This window comes from Scardovia wiggsiae (assembly GCF_051045985.1).
GTDB classification, from domain to species: Bacteria; Actinomycetota; Actinomycetes; order Actinomycetales; family Bifidobacteriaceae; genus Scardovia; species Scardovia wiggsiae.
On sequence record NZ_CP157350.1, the window covers coordinates 910585 to 928932 of the forward strand.

General features: G+C 52.8%; 17 protein-coding genes. 12 read left to right on the forward strand and 5 right to left on the reverse strand.

Annotated elements, in window-relative coordinates; translation table 11 throughout:
- Window positions 1-72: 72 nt before the first annotated feature.
- From ABKA16_RS03850 to ABKA16_RS03870, 5 genes are all read left to right on the forward strand, one after another.
- Window positions 73-147 carry a 50S ribosomal protein bL37 gene (locus tag ABKA16_RS03850; RefSeq protein ID WP_372656330.1) on the forward strand — a complete coding sequence of 25 codons (75 nt, stop codon included), beginning with the start codon at window positions 73-75 and terminating at the stop codon, window positions 145-147.
- A gap of 99 nt (window positions 148-246) precedes the next feature.
- Entirely contained in the window at window positions 247-732 is a 486-nt protein-coding gene (locus ABKA16_RS03855; RefSeq protein ID WP_380998527.1) for an NUDIX hydrolase, read from the forward strand.
- Between the two features lie 38 nt (window positions 733-770).
- Window positions 771-902 carry a hypothetical protein gene (locus ABKA16_RS03860; protein WP_380998524.1) on the forward strand — a complete coding sequence of 44 codons (132 nt, stop codon included), beginning with the start codon at window positions 771-773 and terminating at the stop codon, window positions 900-902.
- A 26-nt stretch (window positions 903-928) separates the two neighbouring features.
- Window positions 929-1138: a hypothetical protein gene (locus tag ABKA16_RS03865; protein ID WP_380998521.1), complete on the forward strand. Its 210-nt coding sequence runs from the start codon at window positions 929-931 to the stop codon at window positions 1136-1138.
- Entirely contained in the window at window positions 1135-1536 is a 402-nt protein-coding gene (locus ABKA16_RS03870) for a nuclear transport factor 2 family protein (RefSeq protein ID WP_380998518.1), read from the forward strand. The genes ABKA16_RS03865 and ABKA16_RS03870 overlap by 4 nt, the downstream gene beginning before the upstream one ends.
- A gap of 27 nt (window positions 1537-1563) precedes the next feature.
- On the opposite strand, the gene ABKA16_RS03875 is transcribed toward ABKA16_RS03870, so the two are convergent.
- Together ABKA16_RS03875 and ABKA16_RS03880 are read right to left on the reverse strand one after the other, a co-directional pair.
- Complete coding sequence (locus ABKA16_RS03875) at window positions 1564-1941, reverse strand: hypothetical protein (RefSeq protein ID WP_380998515.1); 378 nt, start codon at window positions 1939-1941, stop codon at window positions 1564-1566.
- Between the two features lie 117 nt (window positions 1942-2058).
- Entirely contained in the window at window positions 2059-2802 is a 744-nt protein-coding gene (locus ABKA16_RS03880; RefSeq protein WP_380998512.1) for a sigma-70 family RNA polymerase sigma factor, read from the reverse strand.
- A gap of 6 nt (window positions 2803-2808) precedes the next feature.
- Here ABKA16_RS03880 and ABKA16_RS03885 point away from each other — a divergent pair, with 6 nt between their 5' ends.
- Complete coding sequence (locus ABKA16_RS03885) at window positions 2809-3603, forward strand: exonuclease domain-containing protein (RefSeq protein WP_380998509.1); 795 nt, start codon at window positions 2809-2811, stop codon at window positions 3601-3603.
- Here ABKA16_RS03885 and ABKA16_RS03890 read toward each other — a convergent pair.
- Complete coding sequence (locus ABKA16_RS03890; protein WP_380998506.1) at window positions 3536-4807, reverse strand: DegT/DnrJ/EryC1/StrS family aminotransferase; 1272 nt, start codon at window positions 4805-4807, stop codon at window positions 3536-3538. The two genes, ABKA16_RS03885 and ABKA16_RS03890, sit on opposite strands and share 68 nt — an antisense overlap.
- Window positions 4808-4960: 153 nt before the next feature.
- Here ABKA16_RS03890 and ABKA16_RS03895 point away from each other — a divergent pair, with 153 nt between their 5' ends.
- The 4 genes from ABKA16_RS03895 (at window position 4961) to ABKA16_RS03910 (ending at window position 10154) form a co-directional block, all read left to right on the forward strand.
- Window positions 4961-6577, forward strand: a complete 1617-nt coding sequence (locus tag ABKA16_RS03895) for a Mur ligase family protein (protein WP_380998503.1) — start codon at window positions 4961-4963, stop codon at window positions 6575-6577.
- Window positions 6570-7910 carry a hypothetical protein gene (locus tag ABKA16_RS03900; RefSeq protein WP_380998501.1) on the forward strand — a complete coding sequence of 447 codons (1341 nt, stop codon included), beginning with the start codon at window positions 6570-6572 and terminating at the stop codon, window positions 7908-7910. Before ABKA16_RS03895 ends, ABKA16_RS03900 begins: the two co-directional genes overlap by 8 nt.
- A 74-nt stretch (window positions 7911-7984) precedes the next feature.
- Window positions 7985-8986, forward strand: a complete 1002-nt coding sequence (locus tag ABKA16_RS03905; RefSeq protein WP_380998498.1) for a lipid II:glycine glycyltransferase FemX — start codon at window positions 7985-7987, stop codon at window positions 8984-8986.
- A gap of 76 nt (window positions 8987-9062) precedes the next feature.
- Window positions 9063-10154, forward strand: coding sequence for a lipid II:glycine glycyltransferase FemX (locus tag ABKA16_RS03910; protein WP_380998495.1), 1092 nt, complete (start codon window positions 9063-9065; stop codon window positions 10152-10154).
- Between the two features lie 75 nt (window positions 10155-10229).
- Here ABKA16_RS03910 and ABKA16_RS03915 read toward each other — a convergent pair whose 3' ends face one another.
- On the reverse strand, window positions 10230-14009 hold the full coding sequence (locus ABKA16_RS03915; RefSeq protein WP_380998493.1) for an AAA family ATPase: 3780 nt from the start codon (window positions 14007-14009) through the stop codon (window positions 10230-10232).
- Window positions 14010-14038: 29 nt separating this feature from the next.
- Window positions 14039-15625, reverse strand: a complete 1587-nt coding sequence (locus tag ABKA16_RS03920; RefSeq protein WP_380998490.1) for a bifunctional folylpolyglutamate synthase/dihydrofolate synthase — start codon at window positions 15623-15625, stop codon at window positions 14039-14041.
- Window positions 15626-15720: 95 nt separating this feature from the next.
- On the opposite strand from ABKA16_RS03920, the gene ABKA16_RS03925 reads away from it, so the two are divergent.
- Window positions 15721-17325, forward strand: coding sequence for an aminopeptidase P family protein (locus tag ABKA16_RS03925; protein WP_380998487.1), 1605 nt, complete (start codon window positions 15721-15723; stop codon window positions 17323-17325).
- Window positions 17326-17397: 72 nt separating this feature from the next.
- Window positions 17398-18330: a PfkB family carbohydrate kinase gene (locus ABKA16_RS03930; protein WP_380998484.1), complete on the forward strand. Its 933-nt coding sequence runs from the start codon at window positions 17398-17400 to the stop codon at window positions 18328-18330.
- Window positions 18331-18348 lie beyond the last annotated feature (18 nt).

Consider the following 18348-nt stretch of genomic DNA (forward strand, 5'->3'; position numbering starts at 1 on the left):
CCGGCACTATGCGTTTAAGTCGTATGAGTGTGGAATAATACCCTAGGTATTGAAACGTATAAAGGAGTTATTATGGGCAAGCGCGGACGTATGCGTCGTGAGCGCCGTAAAAAGGCAGCGAACCACGGCAAAAGGCCAAATGCTTAAAAATCAATAATGTTTAATGCCCTGTACGTGATATACAGGGCATTTTTTATCTAATACCTTTCTTTTTTCTCCCCCCTGATAACACAAAGGAGCATCATTATGGTTTCCGCACCAGACCTTACCCTTCCCGCAGGCAGCGGGATGGTCAATATCCGCGTCGGTGCAATACTTATGAAAGGTCCTCAATTCCTTATGGCTGGTAATACCGGCTCAGATTATCTGTACTCTGTAGGCGGCAGGATTAAGTTCGGTGAGACTGCTGAGGAAGCTGTGCTCCGCGAAGTGTATGAGGAAACAGGATACAAACTGAAGGTAGACAGATTAGGGTTTATCTATGAGAACCGTTTTGTCTGTGACTGGGGATCAAACAGCGGCAAAAAATACTACGAGATCGGTTTCTTTTTCTATATGGCAGTACCGGACAGTTTCAATCCTGTCTGCACAAGCTCAGCTGACAACGGGCATCGGGAATTCCTCCGCTGGATCAGCCCGGGTGACACTGTAAAATACTATCCTGAGTTCTTCGCTTCAGAGCTCAAAAATCCTTCTTATCAAGTCAGGCACATGGTAACAAATAACTGGTAAACTTCAATACCTATACCTTTTAATAAGAAAAGAATACTATGCTTAGCGTCGATTGGATATCCCGTGATATCGGTTCAACACTTATTGGCGAAATAAAAAAAGCTTACGATCACCGCACTCATAACATGCCTGACGGAGCTAATATAGCTTTTGAGAATTCGAATGTATAAAATTACTGTACAACAAAAAGGGCAGGATGAGAATACTGGGGCACAACGAATATGAACTGCCATACTCAGATAGCAGGAAAATTTTAGCATCATTAAAACAAAAGGGAAAGATCATAACAATCCTTGATACATACAGCAAGAACATGCCCTTGTACAGGGATACACTTATAGCAGGTACAGTCCCGCACAAGGAGGCAGAACAATGGGCAATGAACCACAATACAAAGAAGGAATGATCCGAAGCTGGTTCGATATGTGGCTTCAGAAAAATGATGCGGGAATCGGCAGCCTGTTTACGCATAATGCAACATATATAGAAAGCTGGGGCCCCGAATACCATGGGCTGGAAAAGATCAGGCACTGGTTTTCTGAATGGAACAGCCGCGGCACGGTTCTGGCATGGGATATCCAGAGGTTCTTTCATGATTCCGACAAAAGTATTGTGCTCTGGACTTTCGAGTGCACAATGCAGGGCGGACCCAAACAGGGGTTTGACGGTGTATCGCTCGTTGTATGGGATAAAGACCTGAAAATTTCGTACCTTCAGGAATACGGCTGCAACTCAGAACGGTACGATCCCTATGCAGCAGGAGATAAACCAGTTTTCAAGGAGGGGGAATCCCCCTGGATCTAAAACAGTTACTTACACCTTATCAGGCTGTCAGCAATTGCCCGAGCATAATTCCTCAAGGCATCGGGACAAACAGTCATGGACACTTTCCGGAACGGTATGCGGGCGAAGCACCCGTTTTATACAGTCGAGCATCGCAGCTTCAGCCATGTCTGACAGGTCTTCCGGGCCGAAACAGTCTGAACAGCCGCATGTAACTTCCTCTATTACTGATACCACAGGTATGTATGCAACATCAGCCGTGCTGCGGATGGTGGTACTGCGTACCGCATGGCGTACAACAGCACCCTGTTCGTAAGAAAACTGGGAGCTGTCAATATGGGCGCGCACACGCTGCACACATCCTACGCGGGACTGGAATCCCTGCTTTACTTTCACCTTGCGCCTGTTGCGTACATAAACTGTCATCGTAACCGTTCCTTATCCCGCTGCCGGTCTGATATATCCAAATCTTATTACTACACGGTCAACCTTTGCTGCCCGCTATTCTTCCCATACTCTCCGATACTTCTCAGTCAGTGAAAACTATCCGTTGCTGGTCCCCTCCCCCTTCTGCTTCGCTCTGGCGAGATGCACTTTGGAATATCCTCTTTCCATAGCATACGATTCCAGTTCTTTTTTCAGCTGCGTACGCGCGCGGTTCAGCCGGCTCATCACAGTGCCTATTTTAATACCGAATTCGTCTGCGACTTCCTGGTAGCTTTTCCCGTCAATAGCAGCTGCAATGAACACATCCCTGCGTTCGGGGGATAATTTATTCAGAGCCTCCATTATCTCCTGGGGAGCGTAGGCATCGATATACGTCTGTTCGGCGGATTTCAGACCTTCCCCCGTATGCTCAGAGGCAGAATATATGTCCCAGTCATTATATTCGCCTGTTTCATCATTGGCACGCTTGGGACTGCGCTTTGCCTTCTGATACTGGTTGAAAAAAAGGTTGCGCTCAATAGTTGTCATCCATGCAGCAAAATTCGTCCCCTGCCTGAAAGAATCAAAATGCTTGAAACCGCGTTCAAAAGTATCCTGTACAAGGTCCTGGGCATCTTCAGGGCTGTTCGTCAATTTCATAGCATACCGGTACAGCCCGTCGATAAGCGGGGCTGCCAGCTCCTGAAAAGACTGCCTGCTGCCAGCTGTACCGTCCTGGCCGCTGTCTGATATCGTTTCTGAAGTATGTGCCACCCCTTTATTCTTCCACACTTTTGGGTTTCCCACATCCTCCGCATGTCTGGTTTCTGCAGAGATGTTTTCGTCTGCCTCAGGTACCATACAAATATGTCTACAGCAATTTTGGAACGCCTGAAAACACTGGAAATCCAGAGCCCGGATACTCCGCTGAAAGACTCCCTGCTTCTGGGTTTCGATACAGAGACTACGGGGACTTATGCCGGAAAAGATGCTATAGTTTCTGCAAGCCTGGTTCTGCGCGACCCGCAGACGGGCTATGCCGGCGACACTGTGGCAGAATGGATCATAGCGCCGGGGATACCGATGAACCCGCTGGCCTCCAAAGTTAACGGATTCACCGACGATTTCCTTGAGGCGCATGGTGCTGATCAGAAAACAGCTATCCTTGAAATTGCAGGCACTATCGTCCAGGCCCAGCTGAAGAATATCCCCCTTCTCGCCTACAACGCCCCTTTTGATGTCGATATGCTCAACGGCGACCTCAGGCGCATCGGTCGGGCGCCTATTGTTACTGAGATCAATGACGCTGATACCGATAATTTCTTAACAGGGACACAGCGGGAGCTGATCGTTGCAGACCCTCTGGTTATTGACCGTGCGGTTTCCAAACGCAGCGGCAGGCGGACCCTCACCGACACCACATATTATTACGGCGTGCAGCCTCACGGGTCTTTCCACGATGCCACTGCTGATACGGTTGCAGCAGTAGACCTTATAGAGCCTATATGCGCAGCATACCCGCAGGCCGGGGTTATTACTGTTGCAGGGCTTATGGATTGGCAGCGCAACGCCCATGGAACCTGGAAAGAACAGTTCAACGCCTATCTGGAATCCCTGGGGCGTCCGCCTGTTCGGGATTCGTGGTTCCCTGTACAGCGCTGAGTACGGAAAGCACGGCCCGGCAGGCATTCCGGGCACGCCCGGCACTAAGCTGGGTAGGCAGGCATACAACCTGTGCGCTGCATTTTGTACTGGTCTTCACACCAGACCTGTTTTCAGGGATACGGTAGATAGACGCGTCCTCAGCACCGGGGAAAAGTTCGGGCCTGTACCATCTTTCTGCAAGGGCACCTGTTCGTCTTACCGCCTGAAGCGCAGCCTCAGCCTTTCGGGTGCTGTCCAGAAAAATTGGGAAACGCAGCAACGGCAAGGCTTTTCCAGCCGCAAGGACACGGCCGGGGATCCTGATACCATCCCTATTGCCCAGCATATCCCTGTAAATATCTACGATTGCACTGCGCGCACTTTCACTTGACGGCAGCATGCTGATCTGGGCGGCAGCCTTGCTGTTCATCCACTCAGATGGGCGCATCGGCTTATATGGCAGCCTGCCGCGCATTTCCTCACCGCTTATAGGGGGTTCATACAGCCCTGCAGCAGCCATCCATGTACGCAGGGAGGTTCCCGCAGCACCAAGACGGCCCAAGATGCGGTTCTGATTAACATATGCCCTGGTAACACAGTTAAGGCGCATGCCTATTTTCCCAAGGCTTCCCAGCCGCAGCCTGATTTCCCTGTCTACGTCGCTGCGCATCCTGCCAAGCCGGGGGTTTACCCAGACAGCGCCTCCGAAACGGGTATCAAGCATTTTTTCAACGCCAAAAGAGAATACAGTGATGTCTGCCAGAGGTACGCCATCTTCGCTCCGCGCCATCCTGCCTGCGCAGTGCGCGCAGTCCTCCATAACAAGGGTGAAACTGCTGCCGCTGTCTTCTCCACTACCTTCTTCCCCTTTCCCGCGAAGGCCTTTTACAGCCCTCTCCATGGAATCCTGGGCGATAATACCGAAAGTATGCTGAAAAACTACAGCCCGTGTATTATTGCCGATGGGAAGCGGGGCCGCCAGGGAGAGGCTGTCGAAATCAATATCCCCGTATTTGGGTTCCAGGCCCGCGGCAATGATAGGATCAACAGCTGTTATGCAGGTATAGAGCTGTGTGAGGACATCCCCGCTGCCGACAACATCATGCAGCGCACGGAACACTACTTCCATCCCATACCGCGCCTTAAACACAGGGTACCAGTCTTCTTCATGCGTATGCGTGTGCCGGGCTAATGTTTCCTGGAGGGTCATCTTCTGTTTCATATGCTCACCGTTCGCTATGCCGTCTATGGATAATTTTATAGCACGCCTTAACCATCCCGCCCGCTGATGTACCGGCAGACCCGCCACTCGTCTCAGTAATAAAATAGAGTAGATGGTGTTGAGAATAACTGTTTACTATAATTTGAGGCTACTATGACAACGGCTGCAGGATCCTCGCCCGATACCTTTTCCCCTACCCCGTCTTCCCATACGCTGAGCCTTGCCCAGGCGATCGGCATACTTGATTCCCACGGTCAGCTCAGAGAGATTATTGCAGATGGGCAATGGGCCCGTTCAGCTGATGCCCTGGGCACGAAGTATCGGGATATGGTATTTACCGATATCTCCTATGATTCACGGGATGTCGGCAGCCAGACCCTGCTCTTCTGCAAGGGCCGGTTTGAAGCCTCTTACCTCACGGAGGCAAACAGCTCAGGGCTTCCCTGCTATGTTGCCCAGGAAGATTTCAGCGGATCGACCGGGGCTGCGGGGATCATTGTCAACGATGTAAAAAAATCGATGGCCCTGCTGTCAGCCGCTTTTTTCGGATATCCTTCCCGCAGGCTCACGGTTATTGGGATCACGGGTACTAAAGGCAAAACAACTACCGCATATTTCACCCATTCCATACTTAACGCTTATTCCCAGGGTAAGGCTGCGCTCCTGTCGTCGGTGGACAACTGTACCGACGGGCATACTTTTGCGGAATCTGATCTGACAACGCCTGAGTCGCTTGACCTTTTCCGCCTTATGTGTGAAGCAGCCGATAACGGCATGGAATACCTTGTTATGGAGGTTTCCTCCCAGGCCTATAAAGTAGACCGGGTCTATGGCCTCCACTTCGATGCAGGCGCTTTCCTCAATATTTCCCCGGACCACATAAGCCCTATTGAGCATCCGACTTTTGAAGACTATTTCTATTGTAAAAGGCAAATTACCGCAAACAGCTCGCATATCGTGATCAATGCGGATCTGGACCATGCCGGGCTGGTGGAAGAGGATGCCCTGCGCTGCAGCACACAGCTTTCCCGTTTCAGGCTTTGCCGGCCGCCTGTTTCTGCAAACAGCAAGGATGTATATGCTTATCCTTCATCCGACGGCCAGTCATTCCTGATCAATGCCGGTACCACGCCTTTAGGGTCTTTTATTCTCAGCATTGCAGGGGATTTCAACTATGCTAACGCCGCAGCTGCAGTAGCCATCGTCCGGGCAGCAGGCATGGACCTCAGCTCCCCTCCTGTGCAAAATGCGCTGCATGCAATGGAAAAGGTTACTATTGCCGGACGTATGGAAACCTTTACGTCCCCTGACGGTACAGTAGGGATAGTTGATTATGCGCATAACGGCGTCAGCACAGCAGCGCTTCTGGATTACGTTGATAAAACGTACGGATCTCTCAGCCCCCGGATCATCCTCATTACCGGCTCAGCGGGGAACAAGGCCTATGACCGCCGCAGAGAGATTGTCGAAGCTGCCCAAGACAGGATATTCCGTTTCATCTTTACCACAGAGGATACAGATACCGAAAAAGTGCAGGATATCTGTGAGGAAATGGAGCGCTATATCACCAATACAGATGTAGAGCACAGCATTATTATTGACCGCGAGGAAGCCCTGCGGGCGGCGGTCAGCGATGCACATAAGGCCTCTGGCCAGACTACGGTCATCCTCGCTATAGGCAAGGGCAACGAACGATGGATCAAACAGTTTAATAAGCACGTCCCTTATGAAGGCGACGATGCCGTAATGAAAGGGCTCCTCCATGGCTGATTTCCTCCCGGTAATCCTTGGTGGCGATATTGGCGCATATGCGATAGCAAGGGAATTCAATGATGCTTACGGCGTTAAACCTGTCCTTGTTACCCAATACGACCCCCTGCCGATCCGCGATTCAGCGATCCTGACCCGCCACTATTGCGCAAATGCCTCGGAAGCGCAGCCGCTTATAGAGGAGCTGTGTTCCCTTGGGGAAAAACTGAAAAGAGAGGACGCCGGACGCACCCTTATCCTTCTGGCCAATACTGAGTGGCGTATCCAGACAATTGCCGAAAACCGCAGCCGCCTTGAGCAGTTCTATACACTGCCCGTACCGCAGCTTGATCTTATTGAGAAACTCAATGATAAGGAATCTTTTGAACAGCTTGCACGCAGCAACGGCATGTCCGTCCCTGAATCATTCTATGAAGATTTTTCTAAAGCCGGCAGCAGCAGCTGGAAACCGCAACCTGTACCCGATACCCTGCATTTCCCCCTTATTGCCAAACCTGCGCAAAGCGCACAGTATGAGCAGATCCAGTTTGAAGGCCGCCAGAAAGTGTACCGCATCGACACCCAGGATGAACTGGACAGCCTGTGGGATGCCCTGCGTACGGCAGGCTACCGCGGCAAGTTCACTGTCCAGCAGCTTATTGAAGGCGATGATACCTACATGTACTCAATCACCGCATATTCCAATACTGAGGGACAGGTAACATTTATGGCTTCCGCCCGGGTCCTCCTTGAAGAGCACCACCCGGCAACCTTGGGCAACCCCTGCGCTATGGTCACACAGCCTGTCGCAGAAATATTGGGTCCCGCCCAGAGGTTCCTGGAGTCAACAGGCTACACAGGTTTCGCCAACTTTGATGTAAAGCGGGATCCGCATACCGGGACCTTTTATTTCCTGGAAGTCAACCCCCGCATCGGACGCAACAGCTTCTACTGTGTGGGGGCAGGAATAAACCCTATGGAAGAGCTTATCCGTGACCTTATCCCCTCTTCTGCGGATCCATCCCATACAGTCCAGCGGCTTGGCGCACTGCAGCAGAAAAAGCCTGCGCCTGGAAAAGCTGAAAGCACTGCCAGGACCGGCAGGGCTCCTCGTATTGCGCGAGGCAAGGTCCTGTACACTGTGATCCCTGACCGCCTTCTGAAACGGTATATTACTGATGCGCAAACTGCCGACGAAGTCGCCGGCCTCATCAGGAACCGCAGGCGTATAGACCCTGTTGTCAATCCAAACGATAATTCAATCAGGCGCCGCATATACCATTGCGAATCCTCTATAAGCCAGTGGCGCAAGTTCCGCCGGTATTACCCCAAACCTACTTCTACAGGATTTTAAGGGCTGCCGGGCAATTCCCAGGTATCCAGAGTATCCTGACAGATACAGTACAGCGCAACACAGCCAGGTGAGAAATGACAGAGATAACTGAAATAACGGACCGCCATACGTGGGACAGCTTATGGGGAAGCCTTGAAGGGCATCCCCTGCAGTCATGGCAGTGGGGAGAGCTTAAATCAGAGACAGGGCCGTGGGCTGTCCGCAGGATATCCGTCTCCGAGGGAGGATCCGCGATCGGCGCCGCACAAATACTTATCCGGAGGCTTCCATGGCCGTTCCGCAATATGTGCTATATCCCCCGTGGGCCTATAACCTCCCCATCAGTACCGCTCAGCACTGTTGCAGACGCCTGCGCCTCATGGTGCGCGGAAAACACCCATGCAGTCAGCGTAAAAATCGATCCTGCTGTAACAGAGGCTTCCCTTTCGCACCGCTGGTCCCCTTCCCCTACCGTCCTTATCTCCAAAACCGCCGTAATACCGCTTACGGGCACACAGGAGGATATCCTGCGCGGCATCCACTCTAAAAAAGCACGGCAGTACATACGCAAAGCCGGGCGTGAAGGCGTATCCTGCAGGCCGGCTACGCGCAGCGACCTGCCCGATATTATGAAACTGTACCACGATACCGCGCGCCACGACGGTTTTGCCTTGCATTCAGACGAGTTCTATTATCATGCTTTCGACTGCCTTGACGGCATCAGCAGTATCTTTGTGGCGCAGGCAGAAGGGAAAACCGAGGCGTTCCTGTGGAATGCTGCCAGTGCCGGTACCGCTTTTGAGCTATGGGGAGCCGTAAGCGATAAAGGCAAAAAACTGCGTGCCAACTATGCCCTTAAATGGGCGGCTATAACAGATGCGCAGCAGCGCGGAAGCAGGTTATACGACCTCAACGGCCTGCTTAATGACGGGATAAGCGACTTCAAGCTTCTGTGGGTCAATGAGCCTACATATTGGATCGGGACCTTCGACTGCGCACTCAACCCGCTCGCCGGGATATGGAACACGGCCATGCGCCTCCATTCACGCTGGAACCAGCGGAATGACACGCAGAAGAATACTGCCGGCAGACAGTGAACCGTACAGATACAGCCTGTAATAATACCCTGGCAGTATAATTGACCAGTTGTCCTGACGAACACAGAGGAGGCTTATGTTTACAGTATCGCCCGTCACAGGTGCGCAATTCCGGAAAACCGCATCAGATAATGGGATTACCCTGCCTATTGAACAGACTGAAGAGTGGGCACGATATCAGGATACGATCGAAGGGCGATCACCATGGCATTTCCTTACTGTCAATGACGGACATACTGTTGTAGCCCTTATAAGCCTTGTCAGGTATTCTACCCACGGATACCATTTCCTGAGGGCAGCGCACGGACCGGTCCTCCTCGGCGGGACTGCACAGGATGCGGCAGGAGCGAACAGGGACAGCACTGACGCGGCTGCACAAGAATCTGCTGTCCTCCATGCTGTAACACAGTTTGTACGCCGCCATGCACCGGATATTGTTTTTGTGCGCATGGCATCCAGCAGGCAGCTGCCCGAAAGCCATGCTGTCCTTTCGACCGTCCCTTACGATCAGACTGTTATTATTGATGTTACGGGAGGCGAAGACGAGATCCTTTCACGTATGAAACGGCGCGGACGCCGTGACGTGAGGAAATCGCTGCGCGAATGTGAAGCGGTATGCACAGATGAAACAGATTTGGCAATTGCAGATTTCACACTTTACTACGAAGTTATGAAAGATACGGGTTCACGGGATGGTTTTGCCCCCGCACCTATGAAGAACTATGCTGATATGATAACAAGCCTGGGTCCCGCGCATTGCCGGGTCTTTGCAGCGCGTGCTGACGGTGCCGTGGTAGCATGGTCCATCATTACCGTCAGCGGTACGCATGCCGTAAGATACTATGCTGCAATGCGTTCAGATGCGCGGAAAATGCATGTGACTGACAGGCTTCTCTTTGCCGAATGCTGCGAGCTGGGCAAACAGGGTATCACCGAATACGACCTTATGGGTATTGGCAGTGACTTTGCGCCGAGCCTGATGGGATTGAATGAATTCAAAACGAAATTCACCGAAAATATCACCCCTGTTTCACCTGAACGCGATTTCCCGATCCGGAAAGTGACATATTCCCTGCTTACTATGATGCAGAAAATCCGGCATTTCGATATCCGTTCTATTTTTGCAAATAATAAAAACAAAAACAGTAAAAATACTAAAAAGGGGTAACTGCGTTCCCGTGTATCCGTATCCGCTGATACCCGTGTAGCAGGACGGAGATCCAGAGACAGATAAGAACGGATATCAGCTGTCCGCAGGACCGTCAAGCTGCATACTGCCCTGTTTCAGTTTCTGTGAAACTACCGCAGTAACACCGTCCGAACGCATAGTCACACCGTACAGGACATCCGCAATGCTCATCGTCCTCTGCTGATGGGTAATGATGATCAGCTGCGAACGCATACGCAGATCGTTAAGCGCATTGAGCAGCCGTGTCAGATTGATGTCATCAAGGGCGGCCTCGACTTCATCCAGTATGTAAAACGGGCTCGGACGTGCAGTAAAGATGGCAAACAGGAGCGCCAGGGCGGTCAGGGAACGTTCCCCTCCGGACAGCAGTGTCAGCTGTTTGACCCGTTTGCCTGCAGGACTTGCCTCAACTATTACCCCGGTAGCCAGGAGGTCTTCCGGATCATCAAGCCTTAAACGCCCTGTACCTCCCGGGAAAAGTGTGGCAAACACTTTTTCAAATGCTCGGGCCGTATCTTCAAACGCCTCCTTGAAAACTTCGATCATTGTTGCATCGAGGCTCCTGATGAGTTTCATCACGTCATTACGGGAGGAAACAACATCGTTGCGCTGCTGGCTCAGGTACTGGTGCCGCGTCTGCAGGGCATCGTATTCTTCGGTAGCCAGCGGGTTTACCTTGCCCAGGGCTGCGAGGTCACGCTGGGCTTTGGCAAGGCGTTTCTCCTGTTCGGAACGGTTATACTCCACAGTTTTGAAATGTGAGCGTATGTAATCAGCATCAGAAGGGTCAAAAGCAGTCCCTGACGGAACTTCAGCGGTATCTCTGCCATCCGGATCGTCGTCAGCCGGATCGCTGCGGGCAGCGCTGCTGCCAGGAATATCACTGCTGTCCGGCGCCAACGGGACAGGGATGCCTGCGTCGTCAAGCACCGGGACAGGAAGTGCCGGACCATAAGACCTGAGCAGCCCATCAACAGTCAGGCCGAGATCATCAAGGACTTTCTGCGTTATCTGCCCCAGTTGGGCAGCAACACGCTCACGCTGGACATCACTGTCACGCTCTTTCCTAGACAGCGCATCAACCTGGGGTTCAAGGCTGTTGCGGATATTACGCAGCCGGGTAAGGGCCTCGTCATGTGAAGATACCTGCGACTGGAGTTCTTCACGCCTGCGGGCCACACGCTCCAGCTGTGTATGGAGCATCCGGGCCGCTTCTGCTGCAAGGTGTGATATCTGCGCAGCCTTATGCGCTTTCTGGGAATACCGGCTGTTCTGTTCAGTAATATGTTTACGACGGGCAGCGGCCTGTTCAGCATTATCCCTGAGGAGTGCCGCCTGACGCTGCAATGACTGGTACTTCCGGTCTGACTCATTCCATGCTATCTGTGCAGCTACTTCACGCTCACGGGCATCGCCGAGCTGTGATTCCAGTTCGGTCTCCTGCCGGTCCATATCATCGGCACTCATATCCGTTTCATCTGCGTGCGCCGCAGCCTCGAGCTCAGAAGTAAGATTACCGATAGTACGGGCGCACGCTTCCTGCTCATCTGCAACCGATGATATCTTTTCTTCAATCTGGAGTATCCGGTGGCGGATGCTTTCCATCGACTGTGCGGCCGCATCAATATCCCTGTCGAGCTGTTCGCGATGTATACGATCCTCAGTGAGCTTAGTCCTGGCCTCTTCAACCTGTGCCCGGAGCACATCATATTTCTGCTGAGCCGTGCTGATAGCAGCCCCATACCCTTCTGCCTGCTGCCTCAGCTCTTCGCACTGCGAAAGGGCTTTATCCCGGCGCGCTGCAAGACTGAGGTCGCTTGGGGATCTCGATGAGCCCCCAACTGCACCAACCGGTGTCACCAGTTCCCCGGAAGCAGCCACTATCTGGGAATACAGGGAAGAAGCGCCATCACCGTCGCCAGGTGCACCGTCAAATACAGATACAGCGTCGTCCAGGGAATCAGCAAGTGCCACATCATCAAGAAGGACCGAGAGCGATTCCACGATATGTGCTGCTACCGCCGGATCCGGTGTATGAGGATTGATGCTGATCACTGAGCACGCGGGCCTTATGCCCTTTTTATGGGGACCGCCTTTATGGGGACTGCTGCGGCGGGCCTGTCGCAATCCTCCGTCTGACGGAGTAACAACAACTGCCCTGCCGATTTTTTCATCGTGTGCTATCCGCATTGCCGGCGCAATACCATCATGCTGCGGGATGACGACGGCACTGGCAAAAGGGCCCAAAGCTTTTGAAATGGCTTCTTCCCAGCCTTCATCAATACGTATATATGCCGACAGGCGTCCCAGTGTTTCAATATCTTTATGCCGTTCCAGGCCGCCTGACGTATTGCGGGCCTGCAAAGTATCATCAAGCGCATCTGCCTTAGCCTGCAGCGAAATGATTTTTGACTCGATATCGCGATGGCCGCTCCGCGCCTGATCCAGCTCGTTACGGGCCTCCTCAGCCTTTTGCCGGGCGTTATCCAGCTCATCACGGGTCAGTTCCTCCGGGCCGTCATGTTTCAGCTGCAGTTCCTGTGCATGCTCCTGTTCCTGTGCCAGCTGCTTTTCCAGAGAGCCTTTCTGAGAAATGAGGTCAGCCCTGCGGTCAGCAGATGCCTGTTTCTGTGCCTCCTGGCGGGCCAGCATTTCACGGATCCGGGATACTCTGGCATCACGCTCCTGCGCACTTTTACGAAGCTGGGCGATCATCTGTCTGAGGGAAGCAAGCTGCTTTTCCGCGGCTGCCCGCTTCTCAGTCTCCCTGTCCAGCTGGAGGCGCACATCCTGCACGCGGGTTTCCTCTTCCTCTGCCTGGGACTCAAGCTCATCAGCACGCTTACGGAGGATATCAGGTTCGTCCCCCGATACGGGGGCAATACGGGACTGCCACGAACGTTCCCTCTCCTGGGCAAGGGCGCTGAGCGAAGCAAACCTTTCCTCTATCTGCGACATATCATGCCATGTCTGGTTAACAGCATCTATCGCAGGGCTGGACTTGCTTGCCAGCTCCTCTAAACGCTCTATTTCGACTTTAGTTTCAGTAAGTTCCTGCTGCCGGGCAGACAGCTGTGAACGGATCTGCGCAAGGTCACGGCGTATGCTGTCCCTCATCTGTATTATTTTCACCGCATCATCAGCATACAGCCTGCTTTTTGCATCCCGCAGTATTACCTGTATGCTGTCAGCCCTCCGCGACACCCTGGCCTGTCTGCGTAACGGTCCCAGCTGGCGCTGGATCTCCTGGAGCAGGTCATCAAGACGGTCAAGGTTTTCCTGGGTCGTCTGGAGTTTGCGCAGAGCCCGTTCCTTGCGCCTGCGGTGTTTGAGGATGCCCGCCGCTTCTTCGATGAATGCCCTGTTGTCAGCAGGGGTTGCACGCAGAATGGAATCAAGCCGGCCCTGCCCTACAACGACATGCATATGTGAGCCCAGCCCCGTATCGCTCAGAAGCTCCTGGATATCAAGGAGCCGCACGGGTGAACCGTTGATCGCATACTCCGAGCCGCCGTTTCGGAAGATCGTGCGGCTTATAGTGACTTCAGAATATTCAATATCCAGCGTGCCGTCAGAATTATCGATCGTCAGCGATACCTGCGCACGCCCAAGGGGCGGGCGTGACGAAGTCCCCGCAAAAATCACATCTTCCATTGATGTACCGCGAAGGGTTTTAACACCCTGCTCGCCCATTACCCAGGCAAGCGCATCAACTATATTCGATTTCCCGGAGCCATTAGGCCCGACAACTGCAGTAATGCCGGGTTCGAATCGGAGGGTAGTCATATTGGCGAATGACTTGAATCCTCTTATAGTCAGCTCTTTAACGTACATAAACTTTAATTATCCTCAAACATTCCTGTTTAATTATCCCCTTTACCGGGATCAGCCTGCCTGTTCCCGTGTCCGGGAACAGGGCCGTCAAAATCCGGTTCATAATAATCAATGTCCGTAAGACCGTCATGCATGACTTCCTGCAGATAGCCTGCAAGGGGATCTTCATCGCCTGCCCGCGAAGCAGATGAAGCGTTATGTGCATCATGCAGGGACACAGCATGTTCCAGCTGCTCTCCGGGCCTTTCTTCCAGCAGGGTACGGGCATCGCCTACAGTTACGAAACTGCCAAACACAAGTATTCCATGGCCATACCCCACACCCAGGTCATCATCGCTGTCTACCAGGTCAACAGCCTGCTGGATAGCATCAGGCAGGCTGTCCTGACGGATAACGCGGTCAGGGCCGAAGACACCGATGGCGATTGATTCCAGCTCATCAGCCGGCATAACTCGGGAACCCCACGAGTTCTGCGTGACTATAAGCTTTTCCAATATCGGCTCCATGATCCCCAGCACCGATTCCACGTCTTTATCCTTCATCATGGAAACGACGCCTATCAGCTGCCTGAAATCAAAGTTCTCCTCTATAGCATCACGGACAGCGCCCACTGCCTGGATATTATGCCCGCCGTCAAGAATGATTGTTGGCGATGAGCGGATGATCTCTACCCGCCCGGGGATCTTCACTGTCTGCAGCGCCTGGGAAACAACACCAGTATCCAGCTGTCCGGAGACCGGGATAACTGTTTCGGCGGCGGCAAGCGCTGCCACAGCATTATGTGCCTGGTACCGGCCAAATGCTGATATTGGGATATCGCGATATATCCCGTTACCGGTCTGGAGGGTAGCAAGCTGCCCGCCGACAGCAGGCATGCGTTCCACAACATTAATCTCCCGGCCGTCCCGCTGAACTGAAACCGCCCCTGCCCGTGCGGCAGCTTCTTCAATGACCGGCATAACAGACGTATGCTCCTGAGGCCCTACGATCACGGCTGACCCCTGCTTGATTATCCCTGCTTTTTCAGCAGCTATCTGTTCAACAGAATCCCCAAGCCACTGCATATGGTCCATATCAACAGGCCCGATAACTGCAGCATCAGCATCCAGGACATTAGTTGCATCCCAGGTCCCGCCCATACCAACTTCAACGATTGCCACATCGACCGGCGCATCCGCAAAAGCCCACACAGCCATAACAGTGAGGACCTCAAAAAAACTCATCCTGGGGCCGCCTGATTCAATGCTGCGCCGGTCTGCCATATCAATAAAATCTTTGACCTGGCAATAAAGGTCAACGAACTGTTCATCGCTGACATGCTGGCCATCAATAGAGATACGCTCTGTTACGCTCTGGATATGCGGCGATGTATACAACCCTGTCCGCAGGCCATATGCGCGGCACAGCGACTCCGCCATATAGGAGGTCGACCCTTTGCCGTTCGTCCCGGTAACATGGATGACCCTGAAAGATTTTTCAGGATGCCCAAGAAAATCCAGGACCATTGCCATACGGTCAAGTGACGGGTCAAAATCATGCTCTGGGGCGCGAGACATAATCTCCTGATATACTTCATGCAAAGCCATGCGGCCGCCCTGCGGAAACTCCTGCGACATAATCCCCGATTTTAAGCCAATAAGCGGACTAGATTATCGCCCTCTGTCCCTATAGTTGGGATATAACCTTATACACGTAACAGCTGGGGGGAACCATGACAGACAGCCAGAAAACAGAAGGCCAGCAGCATCCTGATGAAACAACGCTTGCAGGAGAATCTGCACAGACTGAGCGCAGCCATAACCGCACGCTGCGCCCTGAATCCACAGGTTTTGAAAAGTTCATGCTTACCGGGTGGGGTGAAGAAAACAGTGATATAAGGCCTCTGGATTCTTCCCGGTATACTCCTGCACGTCTCAGGGCCCTCGGCAGGAAGTTCGCTGGTGAGCGCCTTATCATCCCCGCGGGGCAGCCAAAAGTCCGCAATGATGACTGCGATTACGCTTTCCGCCCGGATTCAGCATTCGCCTATTATACAGGCCTTGGCCAGGATTATGAGGCCGGTGCCATACTCGTGCTTGAACCTGTGCCTTCAGTCCAAAACGGGAAGGATGCAGGTACAGAGGAGACCCATAACGCAACACTGTATGCCCATCCCCGGAGCGATCAGACGACTTCCGACTACTACCGTTCAGCTGCATACGGCGAATATTGGGTAGGCGCCCGTCCGGGGCTTAAAGGCCTGGAAACCATGACGGGGATACATACCGCGGATATAGCTGGTTTTGATGATGCTGTAGGCCGCAATGTTTCTGCTGGCGACGGAGGTATCCATGTACGTATTATCCGTAACGCAGACCCTGCCCTGACCGGTCAGATCGATGCCATGCGCGAAAAAAACGGATACGCTGATATCTCAGCAGTACTCAGCGATGACGATGCGCTTTACCAGGCAGCATCGGTCCAGCGCATGCTCAAGGATCCGTATGAGATCAGCGAAATGCGCAAGGCGATCGCAGCCACCAAAGACGGTTTCAGCCGTATGCTTTCCGCACTGCCGCAGGCGCTTGGCAGCAGCCGTGGCGAACGGATACTTGAAGGCCAGTTCAATGCGAATGCACGTGAGCAGGGCAATACCGAAGGGTACAGCACTATCGTTGCTTCCGGGGCACATGCCCCTACCCTCCACTGGATGCGCAACACGGGAAGCGTGGAATCAGGCGAGCTTCTGCTCATTGATGCCGGCGTTGAGGTTGACAGCCTGTACACTGCAGATATTACGCGGACTTTCCCCACTAACGGCCATTTTACTGATTTCCAGCGTAGCCTGTATCAGGTGGTGCTTGATGCGCAGCAGGCGGGGTTTGAAGCAGCGAAGCCTGGTGCCACTTATTCCGATATCCATAAAGCATGCATGCGTGTCCTGGCTGAAGCCCTTCATTCATGGGGTATCCTGCCGGTAAGCGTGGAAGAATCCCTGAGCCCTGAAGGCCAGCAGCATCGCAGATGGCATGCATGCGGGGTCGCTCATCATCTCGGGCTGGACGTGCATGACTGCTCCCAGGCACGGTATGAAGAGTATCAGGGTGCCCCGCTGGCCCCTGGAATGATTTTTACCATTGAACCGGGATTGTACTTCAAAGAGAATGATATGCTGGTGCCCCCTGAATTCCGCGGTGTTGGCATCCGTATCGAGGATGATGTCCTTATGACTGGAAACGGCCCGGAATGGCTGAGTATCGACATCCCTAAGCAGGCAGATGATGTAGAACAGTGGATGTCTGACTGCTCAGGCCTCCTTTCTGCCGATAACAGGTAACTAACAGTAACCGCCGGACGGCAATAATATAATTTATCCGTGCGGCATCGGAATCCGGCAGAAAGAGGATATATGACCAATGGTCCGGAAGGCCATGCAAAGAAACCCGTTATCATCAGTTTAGGCGAAGTCCTGTGGGATATCTTCCCGGAGGGCAAAACAGCCGGCGGTGCCCCCGTGAATTTTACATACCATGCCATTCAGAACGGCGCAGACGGATACTCCGTGAGTGCCCTGGGCAACGATGAGCTTGGCGATGAGCTGGAGACTACCGTCCGCACTGCCGGTATCCATTGCCTTTTTGAAAGGAACAGTTATCCTACCGGCACAGCCGGAGTAGCTGTTGAAGACAATGAAAATTCCTATACTATAACCGAAAACGCTGCGTGGGACCATCTGAAAATTACCGATGATATCCGGAAAGCCGTGGACATGGCTGACGGGATTGCATACGGGACATTAGCATCACGGAATGAAGAATCACGATCGGCAATAATGGAGCTCCTCGAAAGCGCCCCTCACAATGCTTTCAGGTTTTTTGACATCAACCTGAGAGGGGATTATTTTTCCCGTGACCTCATTGATCAGCTGCTTGGCACTGCTACATATTTCAAAATGAACGACAGTGAATGCGCTTTTCTCCGTTCCCTGTTCGGTATCGGAGGAAATGACGATGACGCCTGCCAATGGTTCTTCAGCCGTTATTCCGGGCTGGAATATGTGGCGCTTACAGCCGGGCGCAGGTTCTCCTGCATTACTGCACGCACCGGTGAAAGGTCATATATCAGGACCCCTCACATAAAGATGCTCAATGTCATAGGCTCCGGCGATGTATTCGACGGGGTCATGGCGGCTGAACTGCTTAAAGGGGCATCCATGCCTGAAGCACATCAGAAAGCAGTCAATACCGCTGCCTATGTGTGTACCCAGCGCAAAGCATGGCCGGCATATCCCGATGAGATACCCGACTACGTATCGTGGCAGCATCTGTGCCAGGACACCTGACTGGCAGCACATTGCAAT